Origin of the sequence: Actinophytocola sp. (genome assembly GCF_036555685.1) — a bacterium.
In the GTDB taxonomy this organism is placed as follows: Bacteria; Actinomycetota; Actinomycetes; order Mycobacteriales; family Pseudonocardiaceae; genus Actinophytocola.
This window is the reverse complement of sequence record NZ_DATBKY010000295.1, coordinates 13,545-33,414: the sequence shown is the minus strand read 5'-3', so window position 1 is coordinate 33,414 and position 19,870 is coordinate 13,545. Positions and strand designations below refer to the sequence as shown.

Below are 19,870 nucleotides of genomic sequence, written 5' to 3'. Positions count from 1 at the left end.
GACACCCCGCCCCGACCGTTGTTCGACTGTGCTTACTCCAGCGGCGCGGTCTCCCCGATCACGCCCGGCACCACGCGGCGGTCGTCGCCGAAGACGTCCTCGGTCTCCAGCAGGTAGTCCGGCGCGTAGCGCTCCTCGTCGTCCTCGTCGTCGGCGCGCCGGCCGCCGGCACCCATCGGGCCGTTCACGCCACCGCGCGCACCCGCGCCACCCGGACCACGGACGCCGGACGCCGCACCGCGACCACCGGCCGCCGTCGCGGCACCGGGGCCGCTGCGGACCGCGGCGTTCGCCCCCGGCACCGAGCCGCCGACGCCACCGCGACCGTACGGGTTGCCCTGGCGCACGAGGTCCGGCTCGACCGCACCGGCGCCGCCGGCGGGCAGGCCACCGCGCAGCGGCAGCGCGCGGCGGGCGGCGTCGCCCGCGTTGACCGGAGGAGCCGGCTCGCCCGGGATGCCGTTGGTCGGCACCGGGCCGCGCCCGACGAGCGGGCCACGGTTGCCGTTGGTCAGCGGGTTGGTGTTGCCGTTGGTCAGCGGGTTGGTGGGTCCCGGGTTGCCGAACGTCGGCAGCAGCGGGTTGTTCAGCGCCGGGTTCGACGGGGTGACCGGCGGGTTCGGGATGCTCGGCCCCGGCTGGACCGGCGGCTGGCCGATCGGCGGCTGACCGGTCGGCGGCAGCAGGCTCTGCGGCGTGGTGGTCGCCGGGATGGCGGATACGCCGCCGCCGGTCGGCACCGTCGTGGTCGGCGGCTGCGCGGTGCCGCCGCCGGTGGGCACCAGCGTGCCGCCGGTGCCGGCCGTGCCGTTGGTCGTCGGGATCGTCGCGTGGCTGGTGCTCGTCGGCTGCGTGGTGCCGTGCGCGTTCGTGCCGACCTGCGAGTTCGCGGACTCGACGTGACCGCCCGTGCCGCCCTGCGGCGCCGGGGTCGCCACGACGACGTCCGGCGGCGCGACGAACGTGCCGAGCGTGTCCCGGTTCCAGGTGCTGCTGCTCTCGTAGTTCTGCATGGTGCGAACGGCCTTCTGCTCGGCCTCGTTCTGCGCCTGCTCCTGCGCCTCGTGGTCCGCCGCCTGGGCGGCGACCGCCAGGGCGGGGCCCGGGTTGCCGGTGAGCGCGCCCGCGGCCGCAGTGGCCATCTGCCAGCCGGACGGGGCCGGTGTGGTGACCTTGACCGGCTCGGGCATGTTCGCCCGCGCGTCGGAGATGTAGTCCGCCTGCAGCTCCGAGGAGGTCTGCATGACCGTGGAGCCGGTCTCGGCGTCGGTGGCCCACTCGGCGAGCGGGGTGAGGCCGGACTGCGCGCTCTCGGCGGCCTTGCCCTCCCAGGTGGCGCCCATGCTGTTGAGCTTGTGGTTCAGATCCGCGTCGACCTGGCCGAGTTGCTCGGTCAGGCCCTTCCAGTACGCGATCTGCGGCTCGGATGCGGACGCCCCCGGTCCGCTATTGATCATGCTGTAGAGCTCCGGGTGCCCGTAGCCCCGCCAACGGTTAGCCATGGAGATCGATCCTTCGCGTGCTGTGGTGATCCGCCGGTGATCCGCCTAGTCGTACTTGCCCCAGCGGGCGGTGTTCGTTCCCTCGATGGCCATGTACTCGGCGTGCGCGTCCTCGAGCGACTGGATGGCCGCCTGCAGCTGGTCGCGGTAGCCGATGAGGCACTTGACCGCCGAGTCCGCCCCGCCACCGTTGGTGCGCTGGATGAACTGCTTGGCCGTCTCGCTGCTGACCGGGTCCCCCGCCCAGTCGTTGATCTGCAGGCCCTCCAGCTCCGAGACCTTCTGCGAGACGCGGTCGAAGGCCTCCCGGAACGCGGTCAGCGCCTCGGGGATGGAGGATGGCTCGATGCGCAGGCGCTGAGTGCCCGTGAATGTCGGCCCCGCTGGCGCTGCCCCGCCACCACCGTCAGTGAGAAACACGGTCCGTCTCCCTCAGTCTGTGCAATTGCGACGACTGTATCTCTGATGCGGCCCGCCGTGTTGTGGTTCCCACAAGCAAGCGGCCGAGATCGAAAACTTTCTTCCGGGACGCGAGCAGGGCTCGGCCATGACGTCAGCCGAGTGCGGAGACCGTCGACGCGGCGATCATGGGCACAGTCTGGCAGAGCTTCGTCTTGGGCGTTATCGGCCGTTGGTTGGGACTGCCCATGCCGTAGGCGATCCAGATGAACTGGCCGTCGTGCACGTCCAGCACGCCGAAGCAGGTCAGCCGCGCGTTCTGGTTCTGCAGCACGTACAGCGGATAGCCCTCCGCGTCGTACTCCGTGACCCGCGCGTTCGCCGTCTCGACGAAGTCGCCGGCGTCCTTGTCCGCCACCGCGACGAACGTGAGGCCGAGGTTGTTGTCGATCCCGCCGGAGAAGCAGTCCTTGTTGCCGGGGAACAGGGACGAGGTGCCACCGACCGGCTTGCGGCCGTCCAGGCCGTACTTGCGTACGGGCACCTTGTTCATCAGCGCGCAAGGATCGAGCGAGGCGATGTCGATGTCCTTCGGCCGCTTCGGGCCCTCGCTGGGCGTGGGACCGCGGGTGGGTTCGTCCGTTCGGCCCGTGGTGGTCTCGCCCGTGGCGGGCGGCTTGTCGGTGGTCGGCTCCCCGGTCCTCGTTGCGGAGCAACCCGCGACGAGCAGCAGTGACGCGAGCGCGGTGCACAGAATCCGCAGGGGGGTCCGCATGGTCGGCCAACCTACCGATTGGGCCGAACGGACCTACGATGTGGCCATGTCGGAGCAGTCGGCCCGGGACGGGGCACCGCCGGAGATCACCCCGCGGATGCGGGCGAGCGCGCGGGCGAACCCCGGCACCTGGCTCTACGTGATCGATCCGGCCTTCGACGCGGACGCGGACATCCCGCCGTGGGGCGTGGCCGGCGCGTACCCGGTGAACGCGGGTGGCGAGATCGACGCGGCCTTCCGGCGCAACACCGGGTACCGCCCGTCGCCGGCCGCGCCGCACGTGCCCGACCCGGCGAGCGACCTGGAGCGGGCGCTGCGGCTGGCCGGCTCGGGTCAGGTCGACCAGTCGACGCTGCCGGCCGCCGTGCTGCGCGCACCGTTGCTGCTCTACGCGACCTCGCCCGGCGACCGCGCGGTGACCGGATTCCCCACCCGCCAGGGCACGGTCGTGGTCCCGGCGTGCACGTCCGTCGCCCACGTGCCCTCGGCGTGGCCCGGGTGGCGCGAGATCACCGGCCGTGACCTGGTCCCCCTGCTGCACGGCCACCCGCTGGTGATCAACCCGGCCGGCCCGTTCGCCGCGCTGATCCCCGCCGAGCACCTCAGCAGAGCCAGTGGTTGATCTCCTCGGGCGGACCCGGCTTGGCGTAGAGCCAGCCCTGCGCTGACTCCGTGCCGATCATCCGGAGCAGGTCGGCCTGCTCGCGGGTCTCCACGCCCTCGGCGATCACCTCGAGGTTCAGCGTGTGCGCGAGCGACACCAGCGCGGTCACGATCTGCGCGTCGACCGAGTCGCACTCGTCGCTGCGCAGGCCCTCGACGAACGAGCCGGCGACCTTCAGCGCGTGCACGGGCAGGTGCCGCAGGTAGGACAGGTTCGAGTAGCCGGTGCCGAAGTCGTCGATCGCGATCCGGATGCCCATGTCGGCGAGCTTGCGCAGCGCGGCGAGCGGCTCGCCCGTCGTGCCCATGATCGCGCTCTCGGTGAGCTCCAGCTGCAGGCTCGTCGGCGCCAGCCCGGCGGTGCGCAGGACCTTGGCGATGTCGTCGACCAGGCCCGGCTCCGCGACCTGCCGCGCGGCGAGGTTCACGCTCACCACCGGCTCGATGCCGCCCAGCGCCGCCCACGCCACGGCCTGCTCGCACGCGCGCGCGAGCACCCACAGGCCGAGCGGCACGATCAGCCCGGTCTCCTCGGCGAGCCCGATGAACCGGTCCGGGCCGAGGCGGCCGAACTCCGGGTGCGCCCAGCGCACGAGCGCCTCGACGCCGAGCAGCTGGCCGTCGGAGAGGCGGACGATCGGCTGGTAGTCGACGTAGAACTCGCCACGCTTCAGGGCGGCCGGCATCGCGGCGGACAGCGTGATGCGGGCGATCTCCCGTGCGTTGCGCTCGGGATCGAAGCAGGCCCAGCGGTTCTTGCCGTCGACCTTGGCCCAGTGCAGCGTCACGTCGACATCGCGCATCGCGTCCGCCGGCGTGGACGTCGCCACCGGCCGCTCCACGATGCCCACGCTCGCCGACACGGTCAGCCGGTGGCCGCTGATCAGGACCGGCTCGGACATCTCGGCGAGGATCCGCTCGGCCAGCGCGATCAGCTCCGCCAAGCCGTCGGTCCGCTCGACCAGCACGACGAACTCGTCGCCGCCCATGCGGGCGACCAGCCGGCCGGGCGCGTCGACGAGCCGGTGCAGCCGGGCGGCGACCTGCATGAGCAGGTGGTCGCCGATGACGTGGCCGAGCGTGTCGTTGATCGCCTTGAAGCCGTCCAGGTCGAGGTAGCACAGCCCGATCCGCCGGCCGTTGCCCGCGGCGAACGCTGCGTGCAGCTGCTCGGTGAACAGCGCGCGGTTGCTGAGCCCGGTCAGCGGGTCGTGGTTGGCCTGGTGGCGCAGCTTCTCCGACAGCACGTGGCGCTCGGTGTTGTCCTCCACCATGCCGACGAGGTACTGCGGCGCGCCGCGCTCGTCGCGCACGAGGGAGACGGTGACGTTCGTCCACAGCGGCGTGCCGTCCCGCTTCCGGAAGCGGCGTTCGATCCGGTAGTGGTCGCGCTCGCCGGCCACCATCTCGTTGAAGTACCGGCGCAGCGTCGGCGGGTCGTCGGGGTGGTAGTACTCGACGAGGTTGCGGCCGTGCATCTGCTCGGGCCGCAGGTCGAGCATCGCGGCCATCGCCGGGTTGACCTCGAGCAGCGTGCCCTCGGTGTCGCAGATGCCGATGCCGATCGCGGCGTCGGTGAACATCGCGTGGAACCGGGCCTCGCTCGTGCGGCGGGCGGACTCGGCGCTGTCCCGGGCTTCGAGCACGGAACGGCGCAGCGACTCCTGCTGCGTGAAGATCCACTCCTGCGAGGCCCGGACGAACCCGGCGGCGAGCGCGGACTGCACGAGGTCCAGCCGCTCCGAGCCGGCCAGGAACCCGGAGACCAGGTGCATGGTCACGGACAGCGCCTCGGGGGCGATGAACCGCTGGCGGACGATCTCCGCGCCGACCCACTGCGCGTGCGTGGGTTCCCAGACCTCGTCTGCCACCGCGGTGAGTAGCACGTCGGTGTACCTGTCGAGCCGATCGTGGAGCTCGCCGCGTTCGGCGGCCACGAACGCGGTCTCTGAGAGCGCACTGGCCCACGCCGCGACGAATTCCTCGCGGCCAGACCTTTTCGCGCCTGCCACCGTCACACCTTCCGGCACAGTTGGTCGGACAGCCTGCTCGAGGTACCCCGAAGGATACGGCGACGATCACACTCCGTCCACGATCGCTTCCTGACCGTCAGCACCGGTCACGAGCCGATCGTCACCGGCCCGGATCGCCGCCGCCGAGCTTAGGGCTCGCCACTGGTTCAACGATCGGCCACTCAAAACGTTATCGGATTCGCCGTTACTAATTCACCGGAAGGCGTGACAAATCGCCAGTTCGCGACCACAATCGGTATCTTGGCAGCTCCGGCCCGTGAGCTGCTTACGCGAGGGCGATTCGGAAAGGGCGTTTTCACATGATCCGTTTCCTCCGCGACCGGCGTCGCGGACTGATCGTGGCCGCTGCGGCCGCAAGCTTGCTACTCGCCGGGGTCGCCGCCCCGGCTCTGGCCGACCAGACCGCCTCCCCTGCCGGCGGTCACTCATCGGTCGACGCGATGGTGAAGAAGTACGACCACCCGATGGGTTCCCAGATCCGCAAGCACGAGGGTGTCGCGCAGATGCCCCGTACCGTCAACCCGGCCGACGTCGGCGTGCTGGCCTCCGTGTCGGGCATCGACGTCAGCGGCTGGCAGGGCAACGTGGACTGGGCCGCCCAGTGGAACGCCGGCAAGCGTTTCGTCTGGGTGAAGGCCACCGAGAACACGAACTACACCAACCCGTACTTCAACCAGCAGTACAACGGCTCCTACAACCAGGGCTTCATCCGCGGGGCGTACCACTTCGCCACCCCGAACACGTCGAGTGGCGCCACCCAGGCGAACTACTTCAGCGCGCACGGCGGTGGCTGGTCCGCGGACGGCAAGACCCTGCCGGGCGCGCTGGACATGGAGTACAACCCGTACGGCTCGACGTGCTACGGCCTGTCCAAGGCCGCGATGACCCAGTGGATCCTGGACTTCAGCAACACGTACAAGGCCAGGTGGAACAAGTACCCGGCGATCTACACGTCGACGAGCTGGTGGAGCCAGTGCGTCAGCGGCGACTTCAGCAGCACGAACCCGCTGTGGGTCGCGCGGTACGCGTCCGCGCCGGGCACGCTGCCGTACAACTGGGGCTTCTACACGGTGTGGCAGTACAGCTCTTCGCCGATCGACCAGAACACCTTCAACGGTGACTACAGCCGGCTGCAGGTGTTCGCCACCAACCACGACTGACAAACGGTTCGACCCTCTGCGAAGGGGGCTTTCGCCCACCACTGGAGCGAAGGCCCCCTTCGTCCCTTTAAGCTCCGGCGTGAGTCGGGAACGGAGTCCTCCGTGGGCACGTCGGACTTTCGGGCAGAGACATGTTCTCCGGGGAGGGAATCGCAGGATGACGTACCCACCGCAGCAGCCGTACGGTCAGCAGCCCGACCCGTACGGCCAGGGCCAGCAGCCCGGCCAGTACGGCCCCGGTCCGCAACAGCCCGGCCAGTACGGGGGCTATCAGCAACCGCCCCAGACGCCGACCGGTGGCTATCCGCAGCAGGCGGGCCAGTACGGCGGGTACGACCCGACCGCGCAGTACCCGCAGTACGGCGGGTTCCCGGGTGGACAGTACGGCGGCTACGGCCCACCCCCGCCGCCGAAGAAGAACACCGGCATGATCGTCGCCGTCGTGGCGATCGTCGTGCTGCTGCTCGGCGGCCTGGGCATCACCGGCTTCGTCGCGCCCGGCTTCTTCCTCAGTGACGACAAGAACAACGCGGGCGGCGGCTCGACCCCTTCGTCCACGAAGGACAGCGGGGCCGACGCGTTCATCGACGAGCTGGTCAAGGCCGCCGACGACAAGGACGCGGACGCGCTGCGGGACCTCACGTGCTCCGGCGCGAAGTCCGACGTCAACGACGCGATCGACGACATCGACCAGATCTCCGGCGCAGAGCTGAAGGACACGAAGGACCAGGGCGGCGACAAGGCCGTCGCGACGGTCGACATCGCCGTCGACGGCGACCACGCCGACTACGAGCTCACGGTCGTCAAGGACGGCAAGGACTGGTGCTGGGACAACATCGCGGTCTCGGGTGGCGGCGGCGACCTGCCGACGCCGCCGAGCGGGCCGAGCGAGCCCAGCGACCCGCCGTCGACCGGCGGCGGCAGCGGCGGCAGCGGTGGTTCGGGCACCGAGGGCGAGCAGTTCGTCCAGGGCTTCCTCGACCAGGTCAACGGCGGCGACGCGGCCGGCGCGAAGAGCAAGCTCTGCCCGGACAGCACGAGCCAGGGCGACATCGACGACGCGGTCGGGGGCAAGGCGAGCCTGCAGATGGACACGTCCGGCATGGAGTCCCAGTCCGAGTACATCGGTGTCGATCTCAAAGGCACACTGAACGGGGCGCCGACGTCGGCCGCCCGCACCAGCGCGTTCCTCGAGGACGGCGGATGGTGCATCTTCACCTTCTACGCGTTCTGACCGATGGCGATGCCGCCGGCCGGCCGTTGGCGTGACCGATGAACGTCGTCTTCTTCGTCGTCGGTGCGCTGACTCTGGCCGGCGGCATCGGCGTGTGGTCGCTCGGGAACGTGTTCGGCCGGTCGAACACCACGCGAGAGAACATGCGGCTGGGCGCCACGATCCTGTTCGCGGTAGCCACGATGGCCCTGGTCGCCGGCTGGCTCCTCACCGGCACCGGCGTCGACCGGGGCGAGGCGCTGAAGACCGGCGGCCTGGCCGGCGGCGCGGTCGTGGCGCTGTACGCCTTGTGGCTCAACGACCGCAGGCGGCGGGTCGACGAGGAACGGAAGGGCCTCGAGAAGGCTCGGCAGGACCTGGAGAGCGAGCGGGCGGAGCACGACCGGAAGCGCGCCGCGGACGAGCGGTTCCTGCGTGCGGTCGAGCTGCTCGGCGCCGACGCGGACCAGGTCCGGGTGGGCGCGCTGCACGCGCTGGCCGGCCTGGCGCGCGGCCGGCCGGAGTACACCCAGGACGTGCTGGACGTGATCTGCTCGTACCTGCGCCGGCCCTTCGACCACTATCGGCACGCCGCCCGGCGTGGCGAGACAACTCAGGGGATGGATCGCGCGGAGGCGGACCGCTGGCTTCAGGTGCGGCTGACCGCGCAGCGGCTGATCGCGGACCTGCTGCCCGACGCGGACTCGCCTGATCCCAAGGAGTACGACCTGGACCTGCACGGCGCGACGCTGGAGTACTTCGACGTGTCCGGCAAGGTGATCGGCCAGCTGCGGGCGCGGGAGCTGAACCTGTACGAGTCGAACTCGTTCCACCACTGCGAGTTCCGCAAGCACGCGTGGTTCACCGGCAGCCGTAGCTGGGGCCGGCTCTACGCGCACGACACGACGTTCCACCAGAAGTCGTGGTTCAGCCGGTTCACCGCGCACGACTTCGTGGACTTCGCGAACACCGCCTTCCACGGGGACACGAAGTTCGCGTCGTCCACTTGGGACGATGGGGTCTCGTTCCGGGACGCCGTCTTCGACCGCAACGTGGACTTCACCGAGGCCACGTTCTCGGGCGACCTGGACCTGCGCGTGTCGGGCGACGGGCTCACCGGCCGGACCATCGGCATGACCGTGTCGCTCCACCACCGGAACCACCTCCCGCCCGGCTGGCGGGTGGACACCTCCCGCGACGAGGAGCGCGGCCTGGTCCGCTCCTGATCTTGACAGCCCCGTCACGCATGTGGGTGACTTTGCGATCACCAGGGCGGTGTACGCGGCGTGGCGGGAGGCTGGGCGATGCGTCGTGGGGTGGTCGTGGGGGCGGCGGTCCTGCTCACGGTGGCGATCACGTTGGCGACGTCCGCCTGCGAGCCGAACGCCGACGGGTCCGAGTACATCCCCGGCTCCTACAGCGTCCGCGAGTCCGGCGTCTCCCTCCGGAACGGTGACTCCGCCTGCGCCCAGGAGCCCGGTACCGGCAACTGCCCCAGCGTCCTGATGGGACTGCGGCCCGGCAACAAGCTCTACCCCATCTGCCAGAACCGCGGCCAGCTCGTCGGCCGCAACTCGTGGTGGGTCTACGTCGACGCGCCCAGCGGCAACCGCGGGTGGGTGGCCAGCTGGTTCCTCACCTGCCCGACGAACCGCCTGCCCGGCATCGACAACTGCACCGCCGACGACCTCGACGACTAGTCGAACAGGGCCGGCAGCGTCGCCTCCCAGACCGCGCGCAGCTCGGGCAGCGGCAGCGGGTCCAGCCCCTCGATCGCCAGCGCGTCCGACGACTCGACCGTGCCGAGCGACGTCCACGGCAGGCCGGCCGACTCGCACCGCGACGTGAACGCGGCGAGCTGCGCCGGGGGCACCGACACGAGCACGCGCGCCGACGACTCGCTGAACAGCGCCACGAACGGGTCACCGGGCAACGACACCCGAGCGCCGCGGCCCGACAGCAGGCACGCCTCCACCAGCGCCTGCGCCAGCCCGCCCTCGGACAGGTCGTGGGCCGCCGCCACGCTGCCCGACCGGAGCACCGAGCCGAGCACGCGCTCGCGCTCCAGGGACACGGCCGGCGGTCGCCCGCCCAGGTGGCCGTGCACCACGTGTGCCCACTCCGAGCCACCGAACTCGTCCCCGGTGGACCCCAGCAACAGCAGCGCCGAGCCCGGGGCGCCGAGGCCGGTCGGGATCCGGTCCCGCACGTCGTCGATCACGCCGAGCACGCCGACGACCGGGGTCGGCAGGATCGCCGTCGTACCGGTCTGGTTGTAGAAGCTCACGTTGCCCCCGGTCACCGGGATGCCCAGCGCCGCGCAGCCGTCCGCCAGGCCGCGCACCGCCTGCTCGAACTGCCACATCACGCCCGGGTCCTCGGGCGAGCCGAAGTTGAGGCAGTTCGTCACCGCCACCGGCCGCGCGCCCGATGCGGACACGTTCCGGTACGCCTCCGCGAGGGCCAGCTGCGTGCCCACGTACGGGTCCAGCCGCACGAACCGGCCGTTGCAGTCGCACGAGATCGCCACACCACGGCCGGTCGCCTCGTCGATGCGGATCATGCCCGCGTCCGCGGGCTGCGCGAGCACCGTCCCGCCCCGCACGTACCGGTCGTACTGCTCGGTGACCCACCGCCGCGACGCCAGGTTCGGCGAGCCGGCCATCCGCAGGATCTCCGCCCGCAGGTCAGCAGGTCGCGCCAAGGCGGACGGCGAGTCCGCGACCAGCGCGTCCTGCGAAGCCGGGCGGGCGACCGGCCGCGAGTACACCGGTCCCTCGTGCGCGACGGTCCGCGGCGGCACGTCCACGACGGTCTCGCCGTGCCACGTGATCACCAGCCGGTCGCCGGTGGTGACCTCGCCGATCTCGGTGGCCGTCACGTCCCACTTCGCGCACACCCGCAGGAACGCGTCCACATCGGACGGCCGGACCACCGCGCACATCCGCTCCTGCGACTCCGACGAGAGGATCTCCGCGGGCGTCATCCCCGTGGCCCGCAACGGGACCCGCTCCAGCGCGACGTGCATGCCGCCGTCACCGGCCGACGCCAGCTCCGACGTCGCGCACGACAGGCCCGCGCCGCCCAGGTCCTGGATGCCGACGACGACGCCCGCACCGAACAGCTCCAGGCAGCACTCGATCAGCACCTTCTCGGTGAACGGGTCGCCGACCTGCACGCTCGGCAGCTTCTTGCGCCCGCTGCCGCCCTCGGCCGCGTCGCCGGCGGCGAACGTGTCCGAGGCGAGCACCGACACGCCGCCGATCCCGTCCAGCCCCGTGCGCGCACCGAACAGCATGACCTTGTTGCCGGTCCCCGACGCGTGCGCGAGGTGCAGGTCCTCCGCGCGCATCGCGCCCACGCACAGCGCGTTGACCAGCGGGTTGCCCTGGTACGACGGGTCGAAGACGACCTCGCCGCCGATGTTCGGCAGGCCGAGGCAGTTGCCGTACCCGCCGATGCCGGCCACCACACCGGGCAGCACGCGGCGGGTGTCCGGCGCGTCCGCGGCACCGAACCGCAGCGGGTCCATGACCGCCAGCGGGCGGGCACCCATCGCGAGGATGTCGCGCACGATGCCGCCGACGCCGGTCGCCGCGCCCTGATAGGGCTCCACATAGGACGGATGGTTGTGCGACTCGACCTTGAACGTGACCGCCCAGCCGTCGCCGATGTCGACCACGCCCGCGTTCTCGCCGATGCCCGCGAGCATCGAGGCACGCATCTCGTCGGTCGTCGTCTCGCCGAAGTACCGCAGGTGGACCTTGGACGACTTGTAGGAACAGTGCTCCGACCACATCACCGAGTACATGGCGAGCTCCGCGTCGGTCGGCCGGCGGCCGAGGATCTCGCGGATGCGCGCGTACTCGTCGTCCTTGAGGCCGAGCTCCCGGTAGGGCTGGGCGACATCCGGCGTCTCGGCGGCCAGCGCGACGGTGTCGATTCCCGCGGTCGTGGTCATGCCGACACCACCGCCCCGAGCACCGAGCGGAACAGTCCGAGCCCGTCGGCGCTCGGCCCGGTCAGCGGGTCGATGGCGTGCTCGGGGTGCGGCATCAGGCCGACGATCCGGCCGTCCGCCGAGCTGATGCCGGCGATGTCGTTCAGCGAGCCGTTCGGGTTCGACCCGGTGTAGCGGAACACGACCCGGCCCTCGGCCTCCAGCTCATCCACAGTGGACCGCGCTGCGGTGAACCGGCCGTCCATGTTCTTCACCGGGATCACCACGGTGGCGCCGTCGGCGAAGGCGGTCGTCCACGCCGTCGACGTCCGCTCGACGCGCAGCGGCTGGTCGCGGCAGACGAAGTGCAGGCCGCCGTTGCGCAGCAGGGCGCCCGGCAGCAGGCCCGCCTCGCAGAGGATCTGGAAGCCGTTGCAGATGCCGAGCACCGGCAGGCCGCCACGCGCCGCCTCGATGACCGAAGTCATCACGGGCGCGAACCGAGCGATGGCGCCGGCGCGCAGGTAGTCGCCGTAGGAGAACCCGCCGGGCACGACGACCGCGTCGACGCCGCGCAGGTCAGCGTCGCCGTGCCAGAGCGCCACCGGCTCGGCGCCCGCGTAGCGCACCGCGCGGGCGGCGTCCGCGTCGTCGAGCGTGCCGGGAAAGGTGATCACACCGATCCGGGCCGACGTCAGCGGTTCGCTCGCGAGCTCGCTCACGAGGACACCCGCCGCACGGTGAAGTCCTCGATCACGGGGTTCGAGAGGAAGCCCTCGGCGATCTTGGCGAGCGTCTCGTCGTCGACGGAGTCGTCGACCTCGAGCTCGAAATGCTTGCCCTGACGGACATCGGAGATCCCGGAGAAGCCGAGCCGCGGCAGCGCGTTGGCGACCGCCTGGCCTTGCGGGTCGAGGATCTCGGGCTTGGGCATGACGTCGACGACGACTCGGGCCACGGCAGGCAACTCCTGGACAAGTGGGGGCCGGGTACCGCCGAAAGCCTACCTGAGCTGCGGGTTCACTCGTTCGAGGCGCCCCGGTGCGGCCGTCGAGCTCCAGGAAGCCAGCAGCCGCAGCGCCTCCTCGTCCGGCGAGCCCGGCGCGGCGGACTGGCAGATCAGCGACTGGTCGGGCGCGTCCGGCAGCCGGAACGACTCGTAGTGGAGCGTGAGCTCGCCCACGACGGGGTGGCGGTAGCGGTGGCCCGGCGGTTCACGAGCTGGCGCGCTCGGCCGGTTCGCGGTCCCGCTGCGCACGGTGGCGTGGCCGGATCCGGCGCCGACCACGGTCGCGGTCACGCCGTCCGGGGCCCACGTGCTCGACGGCCGGCTGGACAGGTTCCTCGCCGGCACGCCGGCCGCCGACCTCGTGTTGCGCGGGTTCTGACCCGCGGGGCCGGACGTTCGCCGTCCGCGAGATCGGTGGCGGCCGGTCGCGCGGGCGGGACAGGCTGGGCCCATGAGACTTCTGGTACTTGGCGGAACGATCTTCGTGGGCTACGCCGTGGCGACCGAGGCGCTGCGGCGTGGCCACGACGTCGTGTGCGCGGCGCGCGGCGAGTCCGGCTCGGTGCCCGACGGGGCCCGGCTCGTGAAGGTCGACCGGGACGCCGAGGACGGCCTCGCGCCGCTCGCCGGGGAGCGCTTCGACGCGGTGGTCGACGTGTCGCCGCTGTCCTACCCGTGGGTGGACCGGGCGCTGCGCGAGTTCGCCGGCACGGCCGCCCACTGGACGTTCGTGTCGACGGTCAACGTGTACGCCGACGACAAGACCCCGGGCCAGACGCCGGCGAACGGCCCGCTGGTCCCGGCGCTGCAGGAGCACGCGACGCGCGAGGACATGTACGCCCGCGGCGAGGACGGTGTGCGGCTGTACGGCGGGATCAAGGTGGCCAGCGAGAACGCCGTGCGCGAGCGGATGGGCCCGCACGCGTTCGTGGTCCGTCCCGGGCTCGTCACCGGATCGTGGGACCGCAGCGACCGGTTCGGCTACTGGCCCGGCCGGTTCGCGCGCGGCGGCCGCGTGGTCGTGCCGGACGTGCCGGAACAGCTGGCGCAGTACATCGACGTGCGGGACCTGGCGTCGTGGATCGTGGACGCCGGCGAGAAGGACATCGCGGGCACCTACGACGGCATCGGCCCGAGCCGGCTCCTGCCGGGCCTGCTGGCGGACATCGCCGCGGCGGTGGGCGCCGACGTCGAGCTCGTGCCCGTGTCGCCGGAGGTGCTGACCGCCGCGCGGGTCAACCCGTGGGGCGGCCCGCGGTCGCTGCCATTGTGGGCGCCGCCCGATCACGAGGGCTTCCTCGACCACGACGTCACGGCGTCGATCGAGGCCGGCATGCCGGTCCGCCCGCTGGCCGACGCGGTCGCCGACGCGCTCGAGCGGGAGCGCGAGCTGGGCCTGGACCGGGAGCGAGCGGCGGGCCTGTCGCTGACCGAGGAACGGGAAGTTCTCGCGAAGCTGTAACGGGCGTGGCAGTCTCCAAGGGTTCGGCTCGAGGAGGCTGGCATGACCGAGACGTTCGACTTCGTCGTGGTGGGGGCGGGCAGCGCGGGGTGCGTGCTGGCCAACCGGCTGACCGAGGACCCGGCCGTGCGGGTGCTGCTGCTCGAGGCCGGCGGCGAGGACGACGCGGACGAGTTCGACGTCCCGCTCGCGTTCCCGACACTGTTCAAGACCCGGTTCGACTGGAACTACGAGACGGTCGAGCAGAAGCACCTCGGCGGCCGGGCGGCGTACTGGCCGCGGGCGAAGGTGCTCGGCGGCTGCTCGTCGATGAACGCGATGATCTACATCCGCGGCAACCGGGCGGACTACGACGGCTGGGGCGTGCCCGGCTGGTCGTTCGACGAGGTGCTGCCGTACTTCGTCCGCGCGGAGCACAACACCCGGCTGGCCGGCCCGCTGCACGGGACCGACGGGCCGCTGCACGTGGAGGACCGCCGGTACACCCACGAGCTGTCGCACGCGTGGGTGGACGCGGCGGTGTCGTGGGGCCTGAAGCCGACCGACGACTTCAACGGCGAGTCGCAGGAGGGCGCGGGCCTGTACCAGGTCACGTGCCGGAACGGCCACCGCTGGTCGGCCGCGGACGCGTACCTGCGGCCTGCCCTGGAGCGGCCGAACCTGACCGTGCGGACGGACGCGCTGGTCACGCGGATCCTGTTCGCCGGCACGCGGGCGACCGGCGTCAGCTACACGCGGCACGGCGTCGACACCGACGTCCTCGTCGACCGCGAGGTCATCCTGTCGGGCGGCGCGGTCAACTCGCCGCAGGTGCTGATGCTGTCCGGCGTGGGGCCGGCCGGGCACCTGCGCTCGCACGGCATCGAGGTCGTCGCGAACGTGCCGGACGTGGGCGAGAACCTGCACGACCACCCGGTGGCGGCGATCCTGTGGCGGACGAGGGACACGTCGGACCTTGCGCAGCTGGCCGGCACGGGCGCGCTGCTGCGCTGGAAGCTGACCGGCCGCGGGCCGATGGCGTCGAACGTCGGCGAGGCGGGCGCGTTCTTCCCCACGCGGGACGGGCTCGCCGCGCCGGACATGCAGATCCACGTGGCGCCGAGCCTGTTCTACGACAACGGCCTCCACGAGCCGTCCGTCGCGGGCTTCACCGCGGGCGCGACGCTGGTGGACGTGGCGAGCCGGGGCCGGCTGCGGCTGCGCTCGGCGGATCCGCGCTGGCGCCCGGAGATCGACCCGGCGTACTACAGCGAGCCGATCGACCTGGACGTGATGGTGTCGGCGCTGCGGTCGCTGATCGAGATCGGCGCGCGGGCGCCGCTGTCGAAGTACCTGGCGGGCCCGTTCATGCCGGACCGCCTGACCAACCTGACGGACGAGGACCTGCGCAACCACGTCCGCGACGTGACCCAGACGCTCTACCACCCGGTCGGCACCTGTGCGCTCGGCAAGGTCGTGGACGCCGAGCTTCGCGTCGAGGGCGTCGAGGGGCTGCGGATCGTGGACGCGTCGGTCATGCCGGTGGTGCCACGCGGCAACACGAACGCGCCCACGATCATGGTCGCGGAGAAGGCCGCCGACCTGATCCGGTCCTGATCAACTCAGCACTCCGCCGAGCAGCGCACCGACCACGAACATGAAGAAGGCCGCCTTCACCAGGAATCTCGCCGTACATGTGATGTTCATGCCTACCTTGTACGGCAAGGAAGTCGCGAGAAACACAGCCGGACAGGACCGCCCCGCCAGGACCGCCTGAGCAGGTCCTCCCGCCGGGGAGGATGCCGGCGACCGTCAGCGGCGCTTGCCGTGCAGGACGGTGATCAGCTTGGCGACCGTCGCGTCCGTCTTGGCCGTGCGGCTGAAGGTCGTCAGCAGCAGCGGTGGCTTGAACCGCTGCTTCGCGATCGCCTTGGCGCGGGCGAACTCCCGCAGGCCCTCCGGCCCGTGGATCCGGCCGAACCCGGAGTCCCCGATCCCGCCGAACGGCAGTGACGGGATGCCGGCGAAGCTGATCACGCCGTTCACCGAGGTCATCCCCGACCGCAGCCGGCGCGCCAGCTCGACGCCGCGCGACTTCGAGAAGACCGCGGACGCCAGGCCGTACCGCGAGTCGTTGGCCTTGGCGATCGCCTCGTCCATGTCGCGGACCTTCGCGATCGTCAGGGTCGGGCCGAACGTCTCCTCGCGCACCGCCGCCGAGTCCTCCGGCACGTCGACGAGCACGGTCGGCTGCACGTACCGGTCGCCGACCGCGTCCTCGCCGCCGACCAGCGCCCGGCCGCCCCGCGACAGGGCGTCCGCGATGTGCCGCCTGATGATCTCCAGCTGCGCCGGCATCGTGATCGGGCCGAACTTGGCCTCCGCGTCCGAGCCGGCACGTACCGACGAGGCCACGTCGACGACCTTCTTCACGAAGTCGTCGTAGACCCGCTCGTGGACGTACACCCGCTCGACGCCGACACACGTCTGGCCGGCGTTCGACATGCCGCCCCACACCGCCGCGTCGGCGGCCGCCGGGACGTCCGCGTCAGAGTCGACCAGCAGCGCGTCCTTGCCACCCGCTTCGATGAGGACCTGTGTCAACGTCTCCGCGCACGCGGCCATGATCTTCTTGCCGGTCGCGGGCGAGCCGGTGAAAGCGAGCTTGTCCACGCCCGCCCGGCACAGCGCCGCACCCGTCTCGCCGAAGCCGGTGACCACCTGGAATACCGGGTGCTCCGGCACGACCTCGGCGAACGTGTCCGCGAGCCACTTCCCCACGCCCGGGGTGAGCTCCGAGGGCTTGAACACGACCGCGTTGCCCGCGGCGAGCGCGTACACGATCGAGCCCATGGGGGTGAACACCGGGTAGTTCCACGGCCCGATCACGCCCACGACCCCGAGCGGCTGGTACTCGACGATCGCGGCCTGGTTGGCCATCAGCAGGCCGGCCGCGCGCCGCTTCGGGCCGAGCACCTTGCGCGCGTGCTTCGCGGCCCACGCTGTGTGGTCGATGGCCAGCACGATCTCCAGCATCGCGTCGCCGTGCGGCTTGCCCGTCTCCGCGTGCACGAGCTCCGCGAGCTGCGCGGACCGTCGGGTCAGCACGCCCTTCCAGCGCTGCAGCCGCTCCTCCCGGCCGGCGAACCCGAGGCCCGCCCACCACGACGACGCGGCCCGTGCCCGCTCGACGGCCGTGGCGACGTCGTCCGCGGTGTGCACCGGATAGGTACCGACGACTTCGTCGGTCGCCGGGTCGAGCGAGTCGAACGTCTCGCGTGCCGCCTGCTCGGCGGTGGTCTCGGGCTCGGCCTTGACGCTGGTCATGCGGACCTCCTCGTCGGCGACTTCGCCTGTCACGCTACTCGTCGGTAGTTGGTGGCGCGACTAACCTGGCGCCCGTGCAGATCGTTCACTTCGGACACTCGTGTGTCCTGCTCGACACCGGTTCGGCGCGGCTGCTCTTCGACCCCGGCACGTTCTCGTCGGGCTTCGAGGACCTCCGCGACCTCGATGCCGTCCTGATCACCCACCAGCACGTCGACCATCTCGACACGAACCGGCTGCCGGCCCTGGTCGAGGCCAATCCGCAGGCCACGCTCGTCGTGGACCCGGGCTCGGTCGAGGAGGCGGGAAAGCTCGGCCTGACCGCCCAGCGGGTGGCGCCCGGCGACACGCTGACGCTCGGCGGCGCGGAGGTCGCCGTGGTCAACGGGGAGCACGCGATCATCCACGCCAGCATGCCGATGCCCCCGAACGCCGGCTACGTCGTGGACGGCGGCGCGTTCTACCACCCGGGCGACGCGCTGTTCGTGCCCGAGCAGAAGGTCGACGTGCTCGGGCTGCCGACCGCGGCGCCGTGGCTCAAGACGGGCGAGGCCGTCGACTTCCTGCGCGCGGTCGCGCCTCGCGTGGCCGTGCCGATCCACGAAGGCCTGCTCAACGAGACCGGCCTGGCGCTGACGTACGGCTGGTTCAGCCGGATGGCGCCCGAGGGCGGCGAGGTCAAGGTCCTCACGCCGCGCGAGCCGGCTGACGTCTGACCAGGTCAGGGTAGGTGAAGGCTTGGACGCCGTGGTGCAGTGCGATGTCCACGGCGTCCAGCAGTGCCTGCCGCGGGCCGGAGCGGGCCAGGTCGGCCGTACCGACAGCGCGGCGCACGAGCCCGCCCCGGCGGGCGATGCGTGCGGCGCTCATGACCAGCGCGAAGCACCACCACGGCTCGGTCCGCGCGCCGGGCCCGATGCCTGCACGCGTCCTCTGTGGATGGTCCCGGTATGGAGGTCGCGCACGCCCACGATGTCCGCGCACAGCGCGAAGCCCTTGCGCCGCAACGCGACCACCGTGCCCGGCGAGGCGAGCCAGCGCGGCGGCACGAAGCCGTCGGAGCGCAGGCCGGCGCGCTCCATGGCCGTGGCCGCCGCGGTCAGCCGCAGGCCGGCCTCGTGCGCGGGCAGCGCGGCGAACTCCGCCCGCCGCCGCCCGACGATCGCGCGCGGTTCGGTGGCGTGGTCGTAGCCGTGCTGGAGCAGCGCGTCGCCGGCGGCGTGGCGCTCGGCGACCCAGCTGAGCACCGGTCTCGCCTGGTGGGCGCCGGCCACGCGCGGTGCGAGCAGCAGTGAGAGCGGCACGCCGCGAGCGGCGAGCTCGTCGGCTCAGGCCGGCCGCGTGATCGAGCGTGCGGGTGCTGATCCCCGACAGTGACACCAGCAACAGTGCGGTCACGCTCCCATTAGGAGATGCGCGCGTGACGGCGACCTGACGCCGAGATGACGTCCCGGTACAGCTCGGGCGAACCCGTCTCAGGCCCGGGCGAACAGGAGAAGCACCTGGTCACCGGGCACGGCACTGAACTCGGTGGCGGCCGACCCGCGGTCGACCGCGAGGGCGACGCGGCCCGCCGAGTCGACGTAGACCAGCAACGTCTCCGGAGCCGCGTCCTGGAACGTGCGGCCGACGGTCGCGGTGACCGAGCGGCCGCCGAGGTTGGCGTGCGCCGACGTGCCCGGCGCGGCGCCGGCGGCATCGAGGTCGGCCCCGGTCGCGGCGAGCTGGATGTTGCCGAAGTTGTCCACGCCCATGATCTCGGTGGTCAGCTTTCCTTGCTCCACGACGGTTTCCGGCACGGGCACGCGGACGAGCGTGGCGACATCGAGGCTCGCGCCGAAGTTCTCCGGCGCGATGCCGGCGGCGAGGTGCGCGGCGGCCGGGGCGAAGACGTCGCGGCCGTGGAAGGTGGCGGAGACGCGGGAGAGCCGGTAGCCGGGCTCGGTGAGCTCGTAGGCGGCGCGGACCCCACCGAGCGTCTCGGCGGCGGGTACGAGGAGCCCGTTGTCGGGCCCGACGAGCAGCCCCTCGGCGGCGACGAGCACGAGCCCCCGCCGGTCGGTGCCGACGCCGGGGTCGACGACCGCGAGGTGCACGGCGGCCGGGAGGTAGGGCACAACCTGAGCGAGGATGGCGCTGCCGCGCCGGACGTCCTGCGGGGGCACGGTGTGGCTGATGTGCAGCACGCGCAGCCCGGGCGCGATCCGCGCGATGACCCCTTCGCAGGCCGCGACGAACCCGTCATCGATGCCGTAATCGGTCGTGAACGAGATCCAGTCGTAGCTCATCGCCCTAGTCTCGTCCACCCCCGAACTACCCCCGCGCGCACGCGCGTGCAGAACGCAAGAAACGTAGCCCCCGCCCTCTCCGGGGGCACCCCTCGTGACCGTCAGTCTACCGGGGAGGGC

The 19,870-nt window shown here is 71.8% G+C and carries 21 protein-coding genes; 9 read left to right on the top strand and 12 right to left on the bottom strand.

The annotated features are described in order from the left end of the window. Nucleotides 1-32: 32 nt before the first annotated feature. The 3 genes from VH969_RS30275 to VH969_RS30265 all read right to left on the bottom strand — a co-directional run bounded on the left by VH969_RS30275 (nucleotide 33) and on the right by VH969_RS30265 (nucleotide 2,676). On the bottom strand, nucleotides 33-1,502 hold the full coding sequence (locus VH969_RS30275) for a PPE domain-containing protein (protein ID WP_331980478.1): 1,470 nt from the start codon (nucleotides 1,500-1,502) through the stop codon (nucleotides 33-35). A gap of 45 nt (nucleotides 1,503-1,547) precedes the next feature. Beyond that, on the bottom strand, nucleotides 1,548-1,922 hold the full coding sequence (locus VH969_RS30270; protein WP_331980476.1) for a hypothetical protein: 375 nt from the start codon (nucleotides 1,920-1,922) through the stop codon (nucleotides 1,548-1,550). Between the two features lie 133 nt (nucleotides 1,923-2,055). Further along, nucleotides 2,056-2,676, bottom strand: coding sequence for a DUF3558 domain-containing protein (locus VH969_RS30265; protein WP_331980474.1), 621 nt, complete (start codon nucleotides 2,674-2,676; stop codon nucleotides 2,056-2,058). A 46-nt stretch (nucleotides 2,677-2,722) separates the two neighbouring features. Between VH969_RS30265 and VH969_RS30260 the strand changes: the two genes are divergently transcribed. Then, entirely contained in the window at nucleotides 2,723-3,298 is a 576-nt protein-coding gene (locus VH969_RS30260; RefSeq protein WP_331980472.1) for a type VII secretion system-associated protein, read from the top strand. Here VH969_RS30260 and VH969_RS30255 read toward each other — a convergent pair. Further along, entirely contained in the window at nucleotides 3,279-5,351 is a 2,073-nt protein-coding gene (locus tag VH969_RS30255; RefSeq protein ID WP_331980470.1) for a putative bifunctional diguanylate cyclase/phosphodiesterase, read from the bottom strand. The genes VH969_RS30260 and VH969_RS30255 overlap by 20 nt on opposite strands. A 320-nt stretch (nucleotides 5,352-5,671) precedes the next feature. Here VH969_RS30255 and VH969_RS30250 point away from each other — a divergent pair, with 320 nt between their 5' ends. From VH969_RS30250 to VH969_RS30235, 4 genes are all read left to right on the top strand, one after another. Next, nucleotides 5,672-6,532 (top strand): lysozyme, encoded by an 861-nt coding sequence (locus VH969_RS30250; protein ID WP_331980468.1) that lies wholly within the window; start codon nucleotides 5,672-5,674, stop codon nucleotides 6,530-6,532. Nucleotides 6,533-6,689: 157 nt separating this feature from the next. After that, nucleotides 6,690-7,766: a hypothetical protein gene (locus VH969_RS30245; RefSeq protein WP_331980466.1), complete on the top strand. Its 1,077-nt coding sequence runs from the start codon at nucleotides 6,690-6,692 to the stop codon at nucleotides 7,764-7,766. Nucleotides 7,767-7,804: 38 nt separating this feature from the next. Beyond that, entirely contained in the window at nucleotides 7,805-8,971 is a 1,167-nt protein-coding gene (locus VH969_RS30240) for a pentapeptide repeat-containing protein (RefSeq protein WP_331980464.1), read from the top strand. Between the two features lie 78 nt (nucleotides 8,972-9,049). Further along, nucleotides 9,050-9,445 carry an SH3 domain-containing protein gene (locus tag VH969_RS30235; RefSeq protein WP_331980462.1) on the top strand — a complete coding sequence of 132 codons (396 nt, stop codon included), beginning with the start codon at nucleotides 9,050-9,052 and terminating at the stop codon, nucleotides 9,443-9,445. On the opposite strand, the gene purL is transcribed toward VH969_RS30235, so the two are convergent. Genes purL through VH969_RS30215 form a run of 4 tightly spaced genes read right to left on the bottom strand, consistent with a single transcriptional unit; the run spans nucleotide 9,442 to nucleotide 12,943 of the window. Next, nucleotides 9,442-11,706: a phosphoribosylformylglycinamidine synthase subunit PurL gene (gene purL / locus VH969_RS30230; protein WP_331980460.1), complete on the bottom strand. Its 2,265-nt coding sequence runs from the start codon at nucleotides 11,704-11,706 to the stop codon at nucleotides 9,442-9,444. The genes VH969_RS30235 and purL overlap by 4 nt on opposite strands. Next, nucleotides 11,703-12,407 (bottom strand): phosphoribosylformylglycinamidine synthase subunit PurQ, encoded by a 705-nt coding sequence (gene purQ, locus VH969_RS30225; protein ID WP_331980458.1) that lies wholly within the window; start codon nucleotides 12,405-12,407, stop codon nucleotides 11,703-11,705. Before purQ ends, purL begins: the two co-directional genes overlap by 4 nt. Beyond that, nucleotides 12,404-12,643 carry a phosphoribosylformylglycinamidine synthase subunit PurS gene (gene purS, locus VH969_RS30220; RefSeq protein ID WP_331980456.1) on the bottom strand — a complete coding sequence of 80 codons (240 nt, stop codon included), beginning with the start codon at nucleotides 12,641-12,643 and terminating at the stop codon, nucleotides 12,404-12,406. The genes purQ and purS overlap by 4 nt, the downstream gene beginning before the upstream one ends. 45 nt (nucleotides 12,644-12,688) lie before the next feature. Next, on the bottom strand, nucleotides 12,689-12,943 hold the full coding sequence (locus tag VH969_RS30215; RefSeq protein ID WP_331980480.1) for an MmyB family transcriptional regulator: 255 nt from the start codon (nucleotides 12,941-12,943) through the stop codon (nucleotides 12,689-12,691). Nucleotide 12,944: 1 nt separating this feature from the next. Here VH969_RS30215 and VH969_RS30210 point away from each other — a divergent pair, with 1 nt between their 5' ends. The 3 genes from VH969_RS30210 (at nucleotide 12,945) to VH969_RS30200 (ending at nucleotide 15,752) form a co-directional block, all read left to right on the top strand. Further along, nucleotides 12,945-13,073, top strand: a complete 129-nt coding sequence (locus VH969_RS30210) for a hypothetical protein (RefSeq protein WP_331980482.1) — start codon at nucleotides 12,945-12,947, stop codon at nucleotides 13,071-13,073. A 72-nt stretch (nucleotides 13,074-13,145) separates the two neighbouring features. Beyond that, nucleotides 13,146-14,156 carry a Rossmann-fold NAD(P)-binding domain-containing protein gene (locus VH969_RS30205; protein ID WP_331980454.1) on the top strand — a complete coding sequence of 337 codons (1,011 nt, stop codon included), beginning with the start codon at nucleotides 13,146-13,148 and terminating at the stop codon, nucleotides 14,154-14,156. Nucleotides 14,157-14,198: 42 nt separating this feature from the next. Continuing rightward, on the top strand, nucleotides 14,199-15,752 hold the full coding sequence (locus tag VH969_RS30200) for a GMC family oxidoreductase (protein WP_331980452.1): 1,554 nt from the start codon (nucleotides 14,199-14,201) through the stop codon (nucleotides 15,750-15,752). 195 nt (nucleotides 15,753-15,947) lie between these two features. Here VH969_RS30200 and VH969_RS30195 read toward each other — a convergent pair whose 3' ends face one another. After that, nucleotides 15,948-17,462 (bottom strand): aldehyde dehydrogenase family protein, encoded by a 1,515-nt coding sequence (locus VH969_RS30195; protein WP_331980450.1) that lies wholly within the window; start codon nucleotides 17,460-17,462, stop codon nucleotides 15,948-15,950. A gap of 74 nt (nucleotides 17,463-17,536) precedes the next feature. Between VH969_RS30195 and VH969_RS30190 the strand changes: the two genes are divergently transcribed. Continuing rightward, a complete protein-coding gene (locus VH969_RS30190; RefSeq protein WP_331980448.1) occupies nucleotides 17,537-18,178 on the top strand; it encodes an MBL fold metallo-hydrolase in 642 nt (213 codons plus the stop codon). Here the strand turns inward: VH969_RS30190 and VH969_RS30185 are convergent. The 3 genes from VH969_RS30185 to VH969_RS30175 form a co-directional block, all read right to left on the bottom strand. After that, on the bottom strand, nucleotides 18,150-18,332 hold the full coding sequence (locus VH969_RS30185; RefSeq protein WP_331980447.1) for a hypothetical protein: 183 nt from the start codon (nucleotides 18,330-18,332) through the stop codon (nucleotides 18,150-18,152). The genes VH969_RS30190 and VH969_RS30185 overlap by 29 nt on opposite strands. Continuing rightward, the gene (locus VH969_RS30180) at nucleotides 18,329-18,766 is read right to left on the bottom strand and encodes a DUF2334 domain-containing protein (RefSeq protein ID WP_331980445.1); all 438 of its coding nucleotides are present in this window, start codon (nucleotides 18,764-18,766) and stop codon (nucleotides 18,329-18,331) included. Before VH969_RS30180 ends, VH969_RS30185 begins: the two co-directional genes overlap by 4 nt. A gap of 171 nt (nucleotides 18,767-18,937) precedes the next feature. Continuing rightward, nucleotides 18,938-19,750: an SAM hydrolase/SAM-dependent halogenase family protein gene (locus VH969_RS30175; RefSeq protein ID WP_331980443.1), complete on the bottom strand. Its 813-nt coding sequence runs from the start codon at nucleotides 19,748-19,750 to the stop codon at nucleotides 18,938-18,940. Nucleotides 19,751-19,870 lie beyond the last annotated feature (120 nt).

What these genes read in the sequence shown, in the direction of transcription:
- VH969_RS30275 (WP_331980478.1), bottom strand. Translation starts at nt 1,502, where the DNA reads ATGGCTAACCGTTGGCGGGGCTACGGGCACCCGGAGCTCTACAGCATG.
- VH969_RS30265 (WP_331980474.1), bottom strand. Translation starts at nt 2,676, where the DNA reads ATGCGGACCCCCCTGCGGATTCTGTGCACCGCGCTCGCGTCACTGCTG.
- VH969_RS30260 (WP_331980472.1), top strand. Translation starts at nt 2,723, where the DNA reads ATGTCGGAGCAGTCGGCCCGGGACGGGGCACCGCCGGAGATCACCCCG.
- VH969_RS30250 (WP_331980468.1), top strand. Translation starts at nt 5,672, where the DNA reads ATGATCCGTTTCCTCCGCGACCGGCGTCGCGGACTGATCGTGGCCGCT.
- VH969_RS30245 (WP_331980466.1), top strand. Translation starts at nt 6,690, where the DNA reads ATGACGTACCCACCGCAGCAGCCGTACGGTCAGCAGCCCGACCCGTAC.
- VH969_RS30240 (WP_331980464.1), top strand. Translation starts at nt 7,805, where the DNA reads ATGAACGTCGTCTTCTTCGTCGTCGGTGCGCTGACTCTGGCCGGCGGC.
- VH969_RS30235 (WP_331980462.1), top strand. Translation starts at nt 9,050, where the DNA reads ATGCGTCGTGGGGTGGTCGTGGGGGCGGCGGTCCTGCTCACGGTGGCG.
- purL (WP_331980460.1), bottom strand. Translation starts at nt 11,706, where the DNA reads ATGACCACGACCGCGGGAATCGACACCGTCGCGCTGGCCGCCGAGACG.
- VH969_RS30205 (WP_331980454.1), top strand. Translation starts at nt 13,146, where the DNA reads ATGAGACTTCTGGTACTTGGCGGAACGATCTTCGTGGGCTACGCCGTG.
- VH969_RS30200 (WP_331980452.1), top strand. Translation starts at nt 14,199, where the DNA reads ATGACCGAGACGTTCGACTTCGTCGTGGTGGGGGCGGGCAGCGCGGGG.
- VH969_RS30195 (WP_331980450.1), bottom strand. Translation starts at nt 17,462, where the DNA reads ATGACCAGCGTCAAGGCCGAGCCCGAGACCACCGCCGAGCAGGCGGCA.
- VH969_RS30185 (WP_331980447.1), bottom strand. Translation starts at nt 18,332, where the DNA reads ATGAGCGCCGCACGCATCGCCCGCCGGGGCGGGCTCGTGCGCCGCGCT.
- VH969_RS30175 (WP_331980443.1), bottom strand. Translation starts at nt 19,750, where the DNA reads ATGAGCTACGACTGGATCTCGTTCACGACCGATTACGGCATCGATGAC.